At 68.5% G+C, this 17,003-nt stretch carries 15 protein-coding genes; 6 read left to right on the top strand and 9 right to left on the bottom strand.

Annotated elements, in window-relative coordinates:
* The first annotated feature begins 44 nt into the window (after positions 1-44).
* On the top strand, positions 45-917 hold the full coding sequence (locus ACFWFP_RS31795; RefSeq protein WP_379301264.1) for a bile acid:sodium symporter family protein: 873 nt from the start codon (positions 45-47) through the stop codon (positions 915-917).
* 1 nt (position 918) lies between these two features.
* On the opposite strand, the gene ACFWFP_RS31790 is transcribed toward ACFWFP_RS31795, so the two are convergent.
* The 3 genes from ACFWFP_RS31790 to ACFWFP_RS31780 are packed head-to-tail and all read right to left on the bottom strand — an operon-like array spanning position 919 to position 3,628.
* Complete coding sequence (locus ACFWFP_RS31790; protein ID WP_379301263.1) at positions 919-1,659, bottom strand: ABC transporter ATP-binding protein; 741 nt, start codon at positions 1,657-1,659, stop codon at positions 919-921.
* A 47-nt stretch (positions 1,660-1,706) separates the two neighbouring features.
* Positions 1,707-2,765 carry an ABC transporter substrate-binding protein gene (locus ACFWFP_RS31785; protein ID WP_379301261.1) on the bottom strand — a complete coding sequence of 353 codons (1,059 nt, stop codon included), beginning with the start codon at positions 2,763-2,765 and terminating at the stop codon, positions 1,707-1,709.
* Positions 2,762-3,628, bottom strand: a complete 867-nt coding sequence (locus ACFWFP_RS31780; protein ID WP_379301309.1) for an ABC transporter permease — start codon at positions 3,626-3,628, stop codon at positions 2,762-2,764. Before ACFWFP_RS31780 ends, ACFWFP_RS31785 begins: the two co-directional genes overlap by 4 nt.
* A 172-nt stretch (positions 3,629-3,800) precedes the next feature.
* Between ACFWFP_RS31780 and ACFWFP_RS31775 the strand changes: the two genes are divergently transcribed.
* Positions 3,801-4,052, top strand: a complete 252-nt coding sequence (locus tag ACFWFP_RS31775; RefSeq protein WP_379301259.1) for a type II toxin-antitoxin system Phd/YefM family antitoxin — start codon at positions 3,801-3,803, stop codon at positions 4,050-4,052.
* On the top strand, positions 4,049-4,423 hold the full coding sequence (locus ACFWFP_RS31770; protein ID WP_379301257.1) for a type II toxin-antitoxin system VapC family toxin: 375 nt from the start codon (positions 4,049-4,051) through the stop codon (positions 4,421-4,423). Before ACFWFP_RS31775 ends, ACFWFP_RS31770 begins: the two co-directional genes overlap by 4 nt.
* Before the next feature lies 1 nt (position 4,424).
* On the opposite strand, the gene ACFWFP_RS31765 is transcribed toward ACFWFP_RS31770, so the two are convergent.
* The 4 genes from ACFWFP_RS31765 to ACFWFP_RS31750 form a co-directional block, all read right to left on the bottom strand.
* Entirely contained in the window at positions 4,425-5,141 is a 717-nt protein-coding gene (locus ACFWFP_RS31765; protein ID WP_379301255.1) for a type 1 glutamine amidotransferase, read from the bottom strand.
* Positions 5,138-6,373, bottom strand: coding sequence for a MurT ligase domain-containing protein (locus ACFWFP_RS31760; RefSeq protein ID WP_379301253.1), 1,236 nt, complete (start codon positions 6,371-6,373; stop codon positions 5,138-5,140). Before ACFWFP_RS31760 ends, ACFWFP_RS31765 begins: the two co-directional genes overlap by 4 nt.
* Positions 6,374-6,490: 117 nt before the next feature.
* A complete protein-coding gene (locus tag ACFWFP_RS31755; RefSeq protein ID WP_379301251.1) occupies positions 6,491-8,245 on the bottom strand; it encodes an FAD-dependent oxidoreductase in 1,755 nt (584 codons plus the stop codon).
* A gap of 186 nt (positions 8,246-8,431) precedes the next feature.
* A complete protein-coding gene (locus ACFWFP_RS31750) occupies positions 8,432-9,358 on the bottom strand; it encodes an EamA family transporter (protein WP_379301249.1) in 927 nt (308 codons plus the stop codon).
* 71 nt (positions 9,359-9,429) lie between these two features.
* Here ACFWFP_RS31750 and ACFWFP_RS31745 point away from each other — a divergent pair, with 71 nt between their 5' ends.
* Positions 9,430-10,329 carry a LysR family transcriptional regulator gene (locus ACFWFP_RS31745; protein WP_379301247.1) on the top strand — a complete coding sequence of 300 codons (900 nt, stop codon included), beginning with the start codon at positions 9,430-9,432 and terminating at the stop codon, positions 10,327-10,329.
* 10 nt (positions 10,330-10,339) lie between these two features.
* Here ACFWFP_RS31745 and ACFWFP_RS31740 read toward each other — a convergent pair whose 3' ends face one another.
* Together ACFWFP_RS31740 and leuA are read right to left on the bottom strand one after the other, a co-directional pair.
* Complete coding sequence (locus ACFWFP_RS31740; RefSeq protein ID WP_379301307.1) at positions 10,340-11,818, bottom strand: MinD/ParA family protein; 1,479 nt, start codon at positions 11,816-11,818, stop codon at positions 10,340-10,342.
* Between the two features lie 575 nt (positions 11,819-12,393).
* A complete protein-coding gene (gene leuA, locus ACFWFP_RS31735; RefSeq protein ID WP_379301245.1) occupies positions 12,394-14,190 on the bottom strand; it encodes a 2-isopropylmalate synthase in 1,797 nt (598 codons plus the stop codon).
* Positions 14,191-14,488: 298 nt separating this feature from the next.
* Between leuA and ACFWFP_RS31730 the strand changes: the two genes are divergently transcribed.
* Both ACFWFP_RS31730 and ACFWFP_RS31725 read left to right on the top strand, forming a co-directional pair.
* Positions 14,489-15,256, top strand: coding sequence for a sulfite exporter TauE/SafE family protein (locus ACFWFP_RS31730; protein ID WP_379301243.1), 768 nt, complete (start codon positions 14,489-14,491; stop codon positions 15,254-15,256).
* A 119-nt stretch (positions 15,257-15,375) separates the two neighbouring features.
* Positions 15,376-16,986, top strand: coding sequence for a GMC oxidoreductase (locus ACFWFP_RS31725; RefSeq protein ID WP_379301242.1), 1,611 nt, complete (start codon positions 15,376-15,378; stop codon positions 16,984-16,986).
* The last annotated feature ends 17 nt before the right edge of the window (positions 16,987-17,003 follow it).

Here is a 17,003-nt window from a genome sequence, read left to right as displayed (position 1 = left end):
GATCGGTACCTCGACTCGGACTGCTCGACGAGAAGTGTGTGGCTATGAACTCTCCGCTGGTATCTGTCGGTCTGCCGTTGGCACTGGCGGTGATCATGTTCGGCCTCGGGCTCTCGCTCACCGCCGCCGACTTCGCCCGCATCGCGAAAACGCCGCGCGTCGTCGCCATCGCGCTGGCCTGCCAATTGCTGGTACTACCGGTGGTCGCGTTCGGGCTGGTACTGCTGTTCGATCTGTCACCGATCCTGGCGGTCGGCATGATGCTGCTCGCCGCCTCGCCCGGCGGGACCACCGCGAACCTGTTCAGCCACCTGTTCCGCGGTGACGTGGCGCTGAATGTGTCGCTGACCGCGGTCAATTCGATCATCGCGGTTGTCACCGTGCCGCTGGTGACCAACTTCGCCATCGGCTACTTCGAGCCGAGCGGCGAAGACGGTTCCGTCGGTTTGCAGCTGAGCAAGGTGATCCAGGTGTTCGCCATCGTGCTGGTGCCGGTCGGCCTCGGCATGCTGGTGCGCCGCTGGTCGGCGGAGTTCGCGGACCGGATGGACAAGCCGGTGCGCATCGGGTCGGCGATCACGTTGCTGCTGGTGATCGTCGGCACCATCGTCAGCGAGCGCGAGACCCTGACCGACTCGCTCGCCGACGTCGGCGCCATCACCGTCGTGTTCTGCCTGATCAGCCTGTCGGTCGGCTACTACCTGCCGCGCCTGCTCGGCGTCGCCGACCGCCAGGCCATCGCCTGCTCGTTCGAGGTCGGCATCCACAACAGCACCATCGCCATCACCATCGCGATCAGCGTGCTCGACAGCACCGAGATGGCCGTCCCCGCAGCGGTCTACGGCGTGCTGATGTTCCCTCTCGCCGCGCTCGTCGGCTGGCTCATCACCCGTCGGCAGGTGCGCGTCAGCGCGTAGATCACCCGTGGGCCGCGTAGATGTGGCGGCCCAATTCGTCTCGGAGAGCACTGAACTCGGGCAGGGCGCGGATCGTGGCGAAGTCCGCGCCCGCGTCGAATGTGGGCGTGACGTCGTGTACGACGCGGCCGGGTTCGGTACCCATCACCAGGATTCGGGTGCCGAGAAGAATGGCCTCCTCGATGCCGTGGGTGACGAAAAGGACCGTCTTGCGGCGGTCGCGCCACAGTGTGAGGAGTTCGCGCTGGAGCCGCTCCCTGGTCAACGCGTCGAGGGCGCCGAAGGGTTCGTCCATGAGGACGATGCCGGGATCGTTGATCAGCACGCGCGCGATCTGCGCGCGCTGCTGCTGCCCGCCGGAGAGTTCGTAGGGTTTGCGGTCGCCGAGCTGGTCGAGTCCGACCAGCTCGAGCAGCCGCTGGGCCTGCGCGCGTCGCTTGTCCTTGTCCACGCCGCGAACCTTCGGGCCGAACTCGACATTGCCGCGGACCGAGAGCCAGGGATAGAGATTCGCCTGCTGGAAGACCACGCCACGGTCGGGATCCGGTCCGTCGACCACCCGATCGCCGACCCGTACCTGCCCCGACGTCGGCGGGAGGAATCCGGCGAGGATGTTCAGCAGAGTCGATTTGCCGCAGCCGGAAGGGCCGATGACACAGACGAATTCGCCGGGTTCGACGGTGAGATCGGTCGGCGCGAGCACCTGGACGTCACCGTCGGGGCCGGGGTAGCTCTTGCTCACCCCGGCCAACGTCACTCGCTCGGCATCCCCGGTCACCGGCCCCGCGGTCACGAGCCCGCGCCCGCCGCGGCGGTGGCGGAGATGCCGTCGCGGTACTGCTGCTCGGTACCGACGGCGGCGATCCCGCCCTGGCTCAACAGGAATCGCGCGGTGCCGGCGAGATCCGCGCTGAAGCCGCCGCCCAGGTACTTCGCCCCGGCCTGCTCGGCGGCGGGCAGATACCCATAGCCCGCCAGCTGCGGAACGACCTTGTCGGGGGCGATGCCCAGCTGCGCTCCGATCGACACCGCCGCCTCGGCCTGCTGGTTCTTCAGCTGACCGACGGCATAGTCCTGCACCTTGGCCCAGGTCTTCGCGAACGCGGCATTGCCGGCGAGGAACTTCTTGTCGGCGATGGCCAGGTCGTAGGTCGGCGCACCGGCCGCCGCGGTCTCGGCGCTGCTGGTGAGCACCTCCCCGCCCGCCGCGGTGAGCTTGGACAGCGTCGGGTCCCAGACCCAGGCCGCGTCGATCTGATTGCCCTGCCACGCACCGGGAATCGCGTCCGGCGCGAGGTTGATCAGCTCCACCTTGCCGGTGAGTCCGGCCTTGTCGAGCGCGGCGAGCAGGCTGTAGTGCGACGTGGAACCGAAGGGCGTCGCCACCTTCCTGCCGGCCAATCCGGCCAACGTGGTGATCGACTTGTCGCGCACGACCAGCGATTCCGAGGTGCCGATCACATCGTGGATCCAGATCACCTGCACGGGCAGGTTCAGCGGTGCCGACAGTGCCTTGGTGGCGGGGCTGGAGCCGAGCGTGCCGATGTCGAGGCCGCCCGCGCCGAACGCCTGCACGACGTCGGCGCCGGAGGAGAACTGGCTCCAGGTGATCTTCGCGTTCGGCAGGCACGCCTGCAGCAGGTTGCGGTCCTTCACCAGCAGGTCGCCGTTGGGGATGGCCTGGAAACCCAGGCGGACGGTGCTGGTGACGCTCGGGTCGGCGGCGAACGGGCAGCTCGCGGCCGCGCCGGTGTCCTCGCGCCCCGACTCCACGCAGCCCGCGGTGACCGCGAGGACGGCGGAGAGCGCGGCCGAGGTCGCGGCGACCTTGCGCAGTGCGGATTTCATGACTTGCCTTTCCAGGGAACAGCTTTGGTGCCGATGAACACGATCACCGCGTCGAGTAGCATCGCCGCCACGCCGATCACGATGATGCAGGCGATGGTGAGCGGCGTATTCAATTGCGTGCCCGCGATATACGCGAGACCGCCGATGCCGGGGATGCCGTTGTTGAGTTCGGCCGCGACGACCGTGGTCCAGGCGAAGGCCGTCGCGATGCGGATGCCGCTGATCACGTTGGGCAGGGTCGCGGGGAGCACGACCAGCGAAACAACCTGTGCGCGACCGGCACCCAGTGAGCGCGCGGCGTTCAGGTAGTCCTGTTTGACGCCGAGCACGCCGTCCAAGGTCGCGATGACGATCGGCGGGAACGCGGCGAGGAACAGCAGCCAGATCTTGGCGGTGTCGCCGATGCCGAACCACACGATCAGCAGACCGATGTAGCCCAGCGGCGGCAGGGCGCGCAGAAAGTTCAGGATCGGCTCGGTAACCCACCGCACCGGCGCGACCATCCCCATCACGAACCCGACCAGCGGCCCGACGACGATCGCCGCACCCACCCCGATCGCGATCCGCTGGAGACTGGCCAGCAGGTGTTCCCAGAGGTAGTAGTTCTGCTCGCCGACCACGAACCGATCCACGCCGTCGGCGATCCGATGCGTGGAATTGGCCCGCACGAAGGCATCCCACACCGCCCTCGGCGACGGCAGATACAGCGGGTCGACCAATCCGGCCGCCGTCACCACCGTCCACCCGGCCAGCACCGCACCGAGCGCCACCACGGCGGCCAGTACCGATCCACCCCGCCGTGGTGCCTTCACAGAACTGGGTTTCGAACCGGCCGCCGCAGCAGCGTCCACGTCCGACACCACTGCGGTCACCCCGGCACTCCTCACCTCCGGTGCCACGGCGGATTCGCCGAGCACTGCGAGTGCAGACGCTATCGGCGCAGGTAGCCGTCGGGGGAGGTTAAAAGTCGCGCTGAGCGGAAGTCCGGTGGACGCGACTCCGCCATTGGGCTAACCTGTTAGCTAAGGAGGCGTCATGGCAGGGAACGCGGCGGAACAGTTCAATATTCACGACGCGAAGACCAACCTGTCGCGCATCATCGAGCGGGTGGAGCGGGGGGAAGAAATCGTGATCAGTCGTGCTGGAACTCCGGTTGCCAAGGTGGTTGCGTTGAGCCGTCGGGTCAATCGCACCGGGCGGGGTTCGCTGCGTGGTCGGGTGGAGTTGTCCGCTGATTGGGATTCGCCCGAGACCAACGCCGATATCGCGCGCGACTTCGGCGCATGAGCCTGCTGCTGGATACCCATGTGATCCTGTGGTGGCTGACCGACGACTCGACGCTCGCTCCAGGGCTCCGGGAGCGGCTCGACCACGATCCCGATGTCTATGTCAGTGCGGCATCGGTATGGGAGATCGCGATGAAGCAGGCATCGGGAAAGCTCGTGGGTCCTGCCGACCTACCCGAACGGGTGGTGGGCGGCGGGTTCCTGCCGCTGGCCATCGATGCGCGCCATACGATCGAGGCGGCACGCCTGCCGATGATCCATCGCGACCCCTTCGACCGAATTCTGGTCGCCCAGGCTCGTTGTGAGGAGTTGACGCTTGTCACCCGCGACCCGCATTGCCTCCAGTACGAGGTCGATTCGCTGCGCTGCTGACTCAGGCGCGCAGGCGTTCCTTGCGTAGGCGGTCGACCTCGGGAAGGTCGAGGGGGGCCAGGTCGGTGGCGGGGATGCCGAGGGCCTTGGCGATGAGAAGGTCGGCCAGCTCGGGGTTGCGGGCCAGCGCGGGGCCGTGCAGGTAGGTGCCGAAGACCGAGCCCTGGACCACGCCCTCGGTGCCGTCGCCCACGCCGTTGCCGACGCCGCGGGTCACGCGGGCGAGCGGGCTGGCATCGGAGCCGAGAGCCGTTCCACCCCGGTGGTTTTCGAAGCCGGTGAGGGGTGCCTTCAGGCCGGGGACCAGCGGCGTGGTGGTGACCTCGCCGATGGCGCGCACCTTCTGCGGCGAGGTGGTGACGTCGAAAAGGCTGACGCCGTCGACCTTTTCGCCGGCCGAGGTCTCATACCAGTTGCCGAGCACCTGGATAGCGGCGCAGATGGCCAGCACGGGCGCGCCCTTGGCGGCGGCCTGCTGGAGGCCGGGGTACTTCTGCAGGTGGCGGGTGGCCAGGCGCTGGGCGGAGTCCTCGGCGCCGCCGAGGGTGTAGATGTCGAAGGAATCCGGGACGGGATCAGCGAGGGTGATGTCGATGATCTCGGCGTCGTAGCCCCGCATCCGCAGACGCTGGCGCAGGACCAGGGCATTGCCGCCGTCGCCGTAGGTGCCCATCACGTCGGGCAGCACGAGGCCGATACGAAGGGTTGACTCGCTCATTTGCGGGCCTCCAGGTCACGGTTGAGATCGCGGAACGCGGTGTAGTTGGCCAGCACCTCGACATGTCCGGCGGGACAGGAGGCGATGGCGCGCACGGGATCCGGGATGAGCGTGTGTTCGACGCCCGCGTAGGTGAGGCGCACGGCGAGATCGGTGGCGCGCTCGCCCGAGGCGACCACCTGCACGCCCTCGAAGTGCTCGAACCGCACATCCCACAGCCAGGACAGGTCCTCGCCGTCGGGCACCTGACCGTTCACCGCGATCACCAGACCGGCCGAGGACGGGTCGATCATCGACAGCGCTTCCTGCCAGCCCGCGGGGTTCTTGGCCAGCAGCAACCGCGCGTCGTGGTCGCCGACGGTGACGGTGCGGTAGCGGCCCGCGATCTCGCGCACGGTGCCGGTGGCATCGGTCGCCTTCGCGGGCTCGGCGCCCATCGCGACCGCCGCGGCCACCGCCTGCGCGGCATTGCCGCGATTCGCGCGACCCGGCAGTGCCAGATGCAGCGGAGCCCGGAAACCGTCAGGGCCGCACAGATCCTCACCCTCGAGCCACCACACCGGCTGCGGGCGATGGAAATCGGCGCCGGTCGAGCGCCAGTTCTCGCCCTCCCAGACGATCGGCTCGCCGCTGCGCGGGCAACTGGTCGCGTCGACGGCCCAGCCGCTGCCCGCCGAGACCCACACCACATTCGGGTGGTCGTAGGCGATGGAGGCCACCAGCACGTCGTCACAGTTGGCGATGACGATCGCGTCGGGATGACGCAGCAGCCCGGCCCGCAGTTTGCGTTCGATCATGTTGATCTCGCCGACCCGGTCGAGCTGGTCGCGGCTGAGGTTGAGCAACACCACGGCGGCTGGGTCGAGCGCGTCGCTCACGTGCGGCAGGTGCAGCTCGTCGACCTCGATCGCGGCCAGCGCCACACCAGGGTGGAGGCTGAGCGCGGCCACGATGCCCGCGTCCATATTGGCGCCGTCGGCCTGGGTGGCGACGTCGCCGAGCGTGCCGAGCGCGGCGGTCGTCATCCGGGTGGTGGTCGACTTACCGTTCGTGCCGGTGATCAGCACTGTTCGCCGACCGCGTCCGAGCTGCGTCATGATCGACGGATCGATCTTCAACGCGATCAGGCCGCCGATCATCGAACCCTTGCCGCGACCCGCCTTCTGCGAAGCCCACGACGCTGCCGCCGCCGCTCGCAAGGCCAAGCGCCCACGCACCGAGATGTCTGCCACGCCGCGAGTCTATGTGCGCGGTGTTACGCGGTGTTACGCGCCGCGTGCGGGAGGGTGTCACACGGTGTCACGCGCCCCGTCGGGGCAGGTCTGACGTGCGGTTCTGGTGGACGCCGGTCAGGTGCCCTCGTCGAACAGGTTGGGCAGTCCCTTGGCGTAACGGTCGGCGTCGATGATGCGCAACGGCTCGAGTTCTGGGGTGCGGCGCAGCCGGAAACCACGGCAGCGCGGCGCCGACGAGCCCGCCACATCGAGCAGCGCGTTCACCGCGGCACGGGCCGACTCGTTGGCGCCCTCCATGGTCGCCAGGTCGACATCGGTGCGCACGTAATCACCGGCGAGGAAGAGATTCTCGATCGACCCGTGCGGCTCGGGGCGGGCGTCCCACGAGCCGGCGGTATTGATGAGCAACGGGTCGGCATTCGCGTTCCGACTGCCCTGCCAGGTGATTCCCGGATCGAGAAACCAGGAATGCACGTCGGCGGGGCGGAGCAATTGTTCACGATCGTTGAGATGGCTGCTCAACTGTGCCCAGACTTCGCGGAAGATCTCCTCGTGGGTGCACGCGGTGGCGGGTTTGCCGTACAGCATTCCCGGCGAATTCCAGTCGGAGATATCGATCGAAAGGCAATCGGCCACCGTCCCGTCGCCGAAGGACGGCAGTTTATCGGTCCACAGCTGATTCTGGCTGATCGAGGTGAGTGACCACGGCGAATCGACATAGGCCGTGTGTCCGCGCGAAATACGCAGGGGCGCGCGGAAATAGATCTGTATTCCGTTCATCCAATCGACGAAGAGCCGATCCGTCGCGGCGAGTTCCGGCGCCACGGCGAGCACCTGCGACGACCACAGCTTTCTCGCGTGTTCCACCGGCAGCGCCACCACGAAATAGTCGGCGTCGACGGTGCGCGCGCCCGTGGCGTCGGTGATCCCGGCCGCCCGGATTCGCCGGTCGCGCACCTCGAGTTCGCTGACCCGTGCGCCGAGTTCGAAACGCACGCCCAGCTCTCGCAGGTGGCGCACCCACGGATCGATCCAGGCGGCGTTGGTCGTGTTGTTGAGCACGCGGTCGAGGCCGCCGTCGTTGCCGATGCCGAGCGGGTTACCGAGGAACTGCTCGCCCATGCTGCCGATGGTGCGCGTGCTGGCCAGGTTCTCCTTGGCGGCGACCATGATCGAGGTCAGCGACCGGGATACGACCGCGCGGAATTCGTGCGAACGTTCGTGCCCGTGGACGAAGTCGTACCAGGAGGTGTGCTCCCACTGCCCGAACCGGCGGGCATCGCAACTGGTGTTGAACACCATCAGCCGATTGGCGAAGAACAGGCCTTCCGCCGCCGACATCTTGGCGGTCGTGGTGATGGCGCCGGCCAGGGTTTCACGGATCGAATCCGGCGTCGCCTGCGCGGTGGTGATGCTGTCGGGCAGCGCGAGCGTGATGTCGTCGCTGTCACGACGGGAGAACCTGGCCTCCGGCACGGCGATGAGGTTGTTCCACACACCGTCGGGGTTACCCGGATACGGAATTCGGCGCATCGTGTCGGGCAGGTTCTGATAAAAGCCGGGGAAGAAACGGAACCCGTGCTCGCCGGGCAGATCGGGTCGGCCGTCGCGGCCGGTCCCCGGCACGCCCACGCTGCGCGCCTTGCCGCCCAGCGCGCGTGCCTCGTACACGGTGACCTCGAACCCGCGCTCGGCCAATTCGTGCGCGGCGGTGAGCCCGGCGACACCGCCGCCGAGGACCGCCACCCGGCGCCCGGGGGGCGCGGCGAATCCCGGCGCTCCCGCTACGGCCCCCGCCGATATCACCCCCGCTGCGACCGTGCCACGAAGAAGGTTCCTTCGCGAAACGGGCCACCGCTGTTCCGCCATATGCTGTTCAGCTGCCTTGCTCGAGTATTGCCTGGGATTTGCTACCACTCTAGAGCGCGGCGAAGACCTGGTTAGATCGACCTGTGCGTCGTTCGCGAGCTCGAAACCGACCGGTCGCACGGAAACACATCGGGCGACCGGTCACATGCTAGCCAGAGCTCGAGCGATCGTGGGTTGAATTCGGGCTCAGGCTCGGGCCAATTCGGGTGTGGGGGCGGGCGACGCCGCCTTCGGCAGGCCTCGGCCGGTGGTCGCCGCGAAGGCGCCCGCGATCACGATCGCCCCGCCGATGAGCGCGGCCACCGACGGCTGTTCGTCGAGGACCACCCAGGCCGCGGCAATGCCGACGACCGGCACGAGCAGCGACAACGGCGCCACAGTGCCCGCCGGATAGCGGCTCATCAGATAGGTCCACAGGCCCGAACCGCAGACGGTCGCGAGCACGGCGATGTAGGCGACCGCGCCCAGTGCGGGCAAGCCGTCGGCGGAGAACGCGGCGCCGATCGCGCGGAAACCCGTTCCAGGCCCCTCGACAGCCATCGACAGCGCCAGCATCGGCAGCACGGGAACCACCGACATCCACAGCGTCAGGTGCAGCGGGTTGTAGCCGGGGGAGTCGGCACCGGCCTGACGGGCGCCGATATTGCCGAACGCCCAGCCGAGGCCACCCGCCAACGTCAGCAGGACCGGCAGCAGGGTGGCGGTGGCCATGCGGTCCGCGCCGATGATGACCATGCCGAACACGGCGACCGCGAGCCCGGCGACCTGCACCGGCCGCAAGCGCTCGCGCAACAGCACCGCGCCCAGCATCACCGTGAACGGTGCCGAGGACTGCAGTACCAGCGAGGCGAGGCCGGTCGGCATGCCGGTGCGCATCGCCGTGAACAGGAACGCGAACTGCAGGATGCCGAAGCCGGTGCCGTAGAGCAGCAACCAGCGGGTCCGCACGGCGGGCCGCGGAATGAAGATCAGCACGGGGATCGCGATCACGGCGAAGCGCAGCGCGACGAAGAAGAAGGGCGGGAAGTGGTCGAGGCCGACGCGAATGGCCAGAAAGTTCAGGCCCCAGAGCACGACGACGGTCAGTCCGAGCAGGCGATCACGGGAGGTCACGCCCTTATCGTGCGGGCCGCTAAAGATCAGCACAATCGAATAAATATGCAGGGATAACGTAGTTTTACTTCATGTTCTCGATCGAGCGACTGCGGATTCTGCGCGAGCTGGCCGACCGCGGCACGGTGGCCGCCGTCGCCGAGGTGCTGTCGATGACGCCGTCGGCGGTCTCGCAGCAATTGAAAGTGCTGGCCAGAGAGGCCGGGGTCGCGCTGCTCGAACCGGACGGACGCCGGGTGCGGCTCACCGACGCGGGCCAGGCGCTGGTGCTGCGCGCCGATGACGTGCTCGCCGCGATGGACCGGGCCACCGCCGAGATGGCCCACTATCGGGGCTCACCCCGCGGACAGGTGCGGGTGGCCTCGTTCCCCTCCGGCGCGGCGCTGCTGCTGCCACCCGTGCTCGCCACACTGGCCGCCGGCGGAGTGGAACTCGTCGCGGGCGACGAGGACCTCCCGCCGAGCGAGGCGTCGAAACTGCTGGCCGACTACGACATCGTGCTCACCCATCGTGACGAACGCGCGCCGTCGCTGGCCGGGCCGAGATTGTCGGCGCGGGTGCTGATGCGTGAGCCCATCGATGTCGTTGTCGCACCGGATCATCCGCTGGCCGGGCGTTCGTCGGTGCGCCCGGAAGAACTCGCCGAGGAGACCTGGGTGAGCGTGCGCGGCGGGTTCCCGGTCGACGACGTGCTCGAGTCCATCGCCACCGTCACCGGCGTGCGGCCACGGATCGCGCAGCGGCTCAACGAGTTCCGGGTGATCGAAACGCTCGTGGTCTCCGGCTACGGCGTGGCGCTGATGCCGCGCTACGCCGTCGCCCACCCTGACCTGTCGGTGCTACCGCTGGCCGGGGTCCGCGCGGCCCGCGTCTACGAGATCATCACCCGCCCACAGGCGCACCGCAGCCCCGCCATCGCGACGGTGCTCGACGCGTTCGAGGCCGCGGCGCGCGCGGTGATCGCGCGCTGACGGTGCTGTCTCAGAACTGACCCGGCTGGTACTGCTGACCCGGGTAGGGCTGGCCCGGCTGATACGGCTGCTGGTGCTGGTGTTGCTGCTGACCGTGGTAGCTGAAGTCGTCGGCGACCATCGCGGCCAGTTCGAGCAGGGCCCGCCTGGTCGGCTTGCTCACCAGTTCGAGGTCGATCTCGGCGCCCTCGGCCAGGTGATCGTCGAACGGGACGATCTGCACGGCGCGGGTGCGGTCGAGGAACAGCTTGCGCAGCTGATCCAGGTCGACCGTGGAAGCGCCACGGCGAGAAGCGTTCACGACGACGACGGTGCGTTCGACCAGCTTGGAGTAGCCGTGGTGGTCGAGCCAGTCCAGCGTCGCCGAGGCGCTGCGCGCACCGTCGATCGCGGGGGAGGTGACCAGCACCAGCGAGCTCGCCATATCCAGCACGCCCGACATGGCCGAGTGCATCAGGCCGGTGCCGCAGTCGGTGAGGATGATGTTGTAGAACGACTGCAGGATGCCGATGGCCTTGCGGTAGTCGGCCTCGCTGAAGGCCTCCGACACGGCCGGATCCTGTTCGGAGGCAAGCACTTCCAGCCGGCTCGGGGCCTGCGAGGTGTGGGCGCGGACATCCGAGTAGCGGGTGATCTGCTGGTCTTCGAGCAGGTTGCGCACGGTCGAACGGGTCTGGCGCGGCACCCGGTGGGCGAGCGTGCCCAGGTCGGGGTTGGCGTCGATGGCGATGACGCGGTCACCACGCTGGGATGCGAAGGTGGAGCCGAGACCGACCGTGGTGGTGGTCTTGCCGACGCCGCCCTTGAGCGAGAGGATCGCGATCCGGTAATCGCCGCGCACGGGCTGGTTGACCCGCTCGCCGAGATCGCGGTAGACGACATCCGCCGCCGACTCACCCGGGTTGATCACACCGCCGGACACCTTGTGCACGGCCTTGCGCCACCCGCTGCGCGGCGACTTCCGCGCGCGCTTGAGCAGGTTCAGATCGTTGACCGAATGGCCGGGCTGGCCCGGTGCCTGCATGTGCTGCGGCTGGAACGGCTGCTGTTGCTGCGGGGCAGGACCGCCTGCCCACTGCTGACCGGGCGGCGGACCCGGCTGGCCGAGCTGACCGGGGAACTGTCCCTGCTGACCGGGGAACTGTCCCTGATCGGGCAGCTGGCCGGGGAACTGCCCCGGCTGTTCCGGCTGCGGACCGGGCGGCATCCCGCCCTGCATCGGCTGCTGGTACATCGGTGGGGGCGGCGGCGCCCAGCTGTAGATGGGCTCGGACTGCGGGCCCTGCTCCTGAGGGGGGAACTGCTGCTGCTGTTCGGGACCGGGGTACGGCTGACCCTCAGCGCCCGGATACTGCGGCTGGCCCTCGGCACCGGGGTACTGCGGCGGCATGCCGGGATGCGGCTGCTCGCCGGTGGCGTGTGGGCCGGGGTAGGGCTGTTCAGCGCCCGGCTGGCCGGGCAGCCACGGCTGCTGCTCGGGGCCGTTCATCGGCGGCTGCCCGCCGTTGTTCTGGTACGGATCCGGCACCGAGTACGGAGCACCTTGCGCGAACTGGCCAGGCGGTGCGAAACCGGCGGACTGGTACACGGTCTGGTCGGCGAGGCCGGCCGGGCCCGGCTCGGCGACGGGCTGCTCACCGGTCGACGGATCGACGGCCTCACCGGTCGGCTCGGCGGCGGGCTCGGCGGGCACGATGTCGTCCTCGGTCGCGGTCTGCACACCGGAGGGACCGGACGCAGCTTCGGACACGTCAGCCGACGGACTCTGCAGCCACGGCGGCGAGGTCGGATTATGGTCGTTGTTGGTCACAGTTCCCCCACTTGCTCGCTGAACGAGCAGGAAAGCTCGGCGCTGAATATGCCCTAAAACGCTAACACGGGGGCAATTTTCGCGCGTCGGGGGCAGTCGCTCCCGCGCCCCGGAGCGGATTCGCATGCGCCCAGCTCAACCGGTATATCCGGAACGAGGCCGACCGGTCGAACCGAAGTTGTCCACAGCCCCGAGAATCTATCCACAGGGACAAAAGCGGCCGGGACCCGAGGTCCCGGCCGCCATAGAGCAAGCTACTGCGCCGCGCGGTTCACGGCCGAGACGACGGCGCGCAGGGAGGCGGTGGTGATCGAGGTGGCGATGCCGACGCCCCAAACAACCTTGTCGCCGATGGCTACCTCGACGTAGGCCGCGGCCTGCGCGTCGTCACCGGCGGACATGGCGTGCTCGCTGTAGTCGAGGACGCGGACCTCGAAGCCGACGGTCGCGATCGCGTCGACGAACGCCGCCAGCGGGCCGTTGCCGGAACCGCTGATCTCCTGCTCGACGCCGTCGACCTTCACCGTGGCGACGATCGAGTCGACGCCGCCGTCGGTCTCGGCCGCGGTGACCTTCTGCTTGATCCGCTCGAGCGGCAGGATCGGGTTCAGGTACTCGGTGGCGAAGACGTCCCACATCTCCTTGGGCGTCACCTCGCCACCCTCACCGTCGGTGATCGCCTGGATCGCCTGCGAGAACTCGATCTGCAGGCGACGCGGCAGCACCAGACCGTGATCGGTCTTCATGATGTAGGCGACGCCGCCCTTGCCCGACTGCGAGTTCACCCGGATGACGGCCTCGTACGTGCGGCCGACGTCCTTGGGATCGATCGGCAGGTACGGGACCTCCCAGACGATGTCGGCCACATCGGCGCCCTGCGCGTCAGCGGCGGCCTTCATCGCGTCGAGGCCCTTGTTGATCGCGTCCTGGTGGCTGCCGGAGAAGGCGGTGTAGACCAGGTCGCCACCGTAGGGGTGACGCTCGGCGACGGCCAGCTGGTTGCAGTACTCCACCGTGCGACGGACCTCGTCGATGTCGGAGAAGTTGATCTGCGGGTCGATGCCGCGCGAGAACATGTTCATGCCCAGCGTCACCAGGCAGACGTTGCCGGTGCGCTCACCGTTGCCGAACAGGCAGCCCTCGATGCGATCGGCACCGGCCTGGTAGCCCAGCTCGGCGGCCGCGACGGCGGTGCCGCGGTCGTTGTGCGGGTGCAGCGACAGCACGATCGAGTCGCGGCGGGCCAGGTTGCGGTGCATCCACTCGATCGAGTCGGCGTACACGTTCGGCGTGGCCATCTCGACGGTCGCGGGCAGGTTGATGATCAGCGGCTTGGCCGGGGTCGGCGCGATGATCTCGGAGACCGCGTCGCAGACCTCGCGCGCGTAGTCCAGCTCGGTGCCGGTGTAGGACTCCGGGCTGTACTCGTAGCGCCACTCGGTGTCGGGGTAGCGCTTCTCGATCTCCAGGCACAGCCGCGCGGCGTCGGTGGCGATCTTCTTCACCGCGTCGCGCTCGGCGCGGAAGACCACCCGGCGCTGCAGGATGGAGGTGGAGTTGTAGAAGTGCACGATCACGTTCGGTGCGCCCGCGCAGGCCTCGAAGGTGCGCTCGATCAGCTCGGGGCGGCACTGGGTGAGCACCTGGATGGTGACGTCGGAGGGGACCGCGCCGTCTTCGATGATCTCGCGGACGAAATCGAAGTCGGTCTGGCTCGCGGCCGGGAAACCGACCTCGATCTCCTTGTAGCCCATCCGCACCAGCAGGTCGAACATGCGGCGCTTGCGGGCCGGGCTCATCGGGTCGATCAGGGCCTGGTTGCCGTCGCGCAGGTCGACGGCGCACCACGCGGGGGCGCGATCGATGACCTTGTCCGGCCAGGTGCGGTCGGGCACCGTGATCGGCTCCACCTCTTCGGCGAAGGGGCGATACCGGAACGTCGGCATCGAGGAGTTCTTCTGGGTGTTCCAGATGGGCTGGTCGGCCGGTGCGGGTTTGCCGGGGGCCGAAATGGTGCGCGAAGCGGATACGAATGCGTCAGCCGAGGACATGCAAGTTTCTCCGTGGGTGTGAAGGATTCCCTGAATGGGAGCGGGTCGACCGGCGCGTTGGAACCCCGCGACGGGAGCCGGTCCGTATCAGGACCCGTCGCGGCGGCCGAGAAGAAGAGCCCGCTGCAGCATGATCCTCCGAGCTTACCGCGTGCCCACCTTCGCTCGTAAGCGACCCGGGCCAATTCGGTGAATCAAGTCCGCTGCCTTTCGCTCACCGGTTGACCAGTACGGTTTTCCCCATAACGCACGCTTGTACGGGCCTTCGCGTCCGACGAGACGTACCAAAGGAATTCGAATGACTTGGTTACAACAGGTGGCCATCTTCGCCGCGGGTATCGCGGCGGGTGGCATCAATACGATCGTCGGATCGGGCACGCTGATCACCTTTCCTACGCTGCTCGCGTTCGGGTTGCCGCCGGTGACAGCGAATGTGTCGAACACGATCGGGCTCGTCCCCGGCTCGGTGAGCGGGGTCATCGGCTACCGGCGGGAACTGGAAGGGCAGCGGGCTCGGCTGCTGCAACTGGGCACCGCGTCGCTGTTGGGCGGCATCACCGGCGCGATCCTGCTGCTGACGATGCCCGCGGCGGCGTTCAAGGCGATCGTGCCCGTCCTCATCATCGTGGCGCTGATCCTGGTCGTCGTGCAGCCGCGACTGGCCGCGTGGGTGAAGCAGCGCAGGGCCGACGGCGCGTCGGCGGCGCCGGAACACGGCGGGCCGATTCTGCTGGTCGCGGTCTTCGCCACCGGCATCTACGGCGGCTACTTCGGGGCCGCCCAGGGTGTGCTGCTGATCGGCCTGCTCGGGGTGTTCGTGCACGAGGACATCCAGCGGCTCAACGGCGTGAAGAACGTCCTCGCCCTGATCGTCAACGGGGTGTCGGCGGCGATCTTCATCGCGATCGCGGAGGTGGACTGGCAGGTGGTCGCGTTGATCGCGGTCGGGTCGATCATCGGCGGGCAGCTGGGCGCGAAGGTCGGGCGGAAGTTACCGCCGAATGTGCTCAGAGGAGTGATCGTGGTGGTCGGCACCGTCGCGGTGGTCCGCCTGCTCACCAGCTGAGGTCCCACCCGCGCACCACGCGCCGCCGTGACATGTGACAAATGCCCGTACGACCGGGCGATTGTCCGGTTTGCAAGGTATTCTTCGCGTCGGCCATGCGTGATGAGGGAGGTGGCCTGGTGCACAGACGTGCCTTTTTCAAGGCGGCGGGACTGGCGGCTGTTGCCGGTGCTGTGGGAACGACGCTGGCGAGCGTGCCCGCTTCGGCGGATCCGCGCGAGGCGATGTTCCGGTCCTGGGTGCCGGAGATCTTCGCGCCGATTCCGGACGCACCCGCCCACACGCAGGCAATCGTCATCGGATCCGGCTTCGGCGCCGCCGTGACCGCGCTGCGCCTGGCCGAGGCCGGGATCGCCAACACCGTCCTCGAGCGTGGTTCGCACTGGCCCAACGACCCGTGGCGCGAGATCTTCACCGGCGATGATCTGCCCGACGGCCGCGGGTTCTGGCATCGCACCAGCTTCACCGGCGTCACCAAGGTGCCGATGAGCTTCAGCGCGTTCGGCGGGGTGCTGGATGTGACCGAGTATTCCGGGATCGACGTGTGGCGCGCCGCCGCGGTCGGTGGCGGCTCGGTGATCTTCAGCGGGGCGATGGTGGCTCCGCCACGCACACTGTTCGACCAGGTCTTCGGTGGCGTCGTCGACTACGGCGAGCTGGAAAGCGTCTACTACCCGCGAGTGCGCCAGATGCTGCGGCTCGACACCATGCCGGCCGACATCTACAACTCCTCGCCGTTCGCGCACTCGCGCGCCTGGGACGACCAGGTGCGCGCGGCCGGATACCAGCCGCTGCCCAACGACTCGATCTTCACCTGGGACGTGCTGCGCAGCGAACTCGCGGGCACCTCCCGCGCCTCCGCCACCTCGGCCCGCTCGAACCTCGGCAACTCCAACGGCGCCAAGTTCGACCTCAACCAGAACTACCTGCGCTACGCCCGCGAGACCGGCAAGTCCCAGGTGTTCCCCGGCCACCGCGTCGACGCCATCGCCCAGGAGGCGAGCGGCCGGTTCGTGGTCGCCGTATCGAAACTGGCCCCGAGCGGCCAGGTGCTGAGCACCCGCAACCTGACCTGCGACAAGCTGTTCCTCGGCGCGGGCTCCATCGGCACCTCGGAGCTGCTGGTCCGCGCCCAGGCCACCGGCACGCTGCCCAACCTCAACGAGCACATCGGCGACGGCTTCGGCACCAACGGTGACGTGGTGCTGGCCCGCGGCGCGAGCGCCATCGCGGGCCAGGGCCAAGGTGTGCCGAGCGCCAGCCGGATCCACGACGAATCCAACGTGCCCCTCACCCTGGAGAACTGGTACATCCCCGGTATCCCGTTCGAGACCGGCGCGCTGGCCTCGCTCGGGATGGTCCTCGATCCGACCCGCGCTCGGTTCGGCTATCACGTCGCGACGGGCGGCGTCGGCCTGAACTGGTCGACGGCCACGCAGCACGCGGTCGCCGCGGCGGCTCGCGTGGTCGACCACCGGATCGCCGAGCGCGCGGGCGCGGTCGCCGAATACGGCGCGCTCGGCTACGACGCCAACGCCCAGTTCACCGCGCACCCGCTCGGCGGCGCGGTCCTCGGCAAGGCCACCGACGCCTTCGGCCGCGTCCACGGACACCCCGGCCTCTACGTGATGGACGGTGCCGCGATTCCCGGCAGCACCGCGACGGTCAACCCGTCCCTGACCATCACCGCGCTGGCCGAACGCAATATCGAGGCCGTCCTGCGCGGCTGAACACGCCACCGACCGGC

The organism is Nocardia sp. NPDC060249 (assembly GCF_042728755.1).
In the GTDB taxonomy this organism is placed as follows: domain Bacteria; phylum Actinomycetota; class Actinomycetes; order Mycobacteriales; family Mycobacteriaceae; genus Nocardia.
This window is presented reverse-complemented; position numbering and strand designations above follow the sequence as displayed.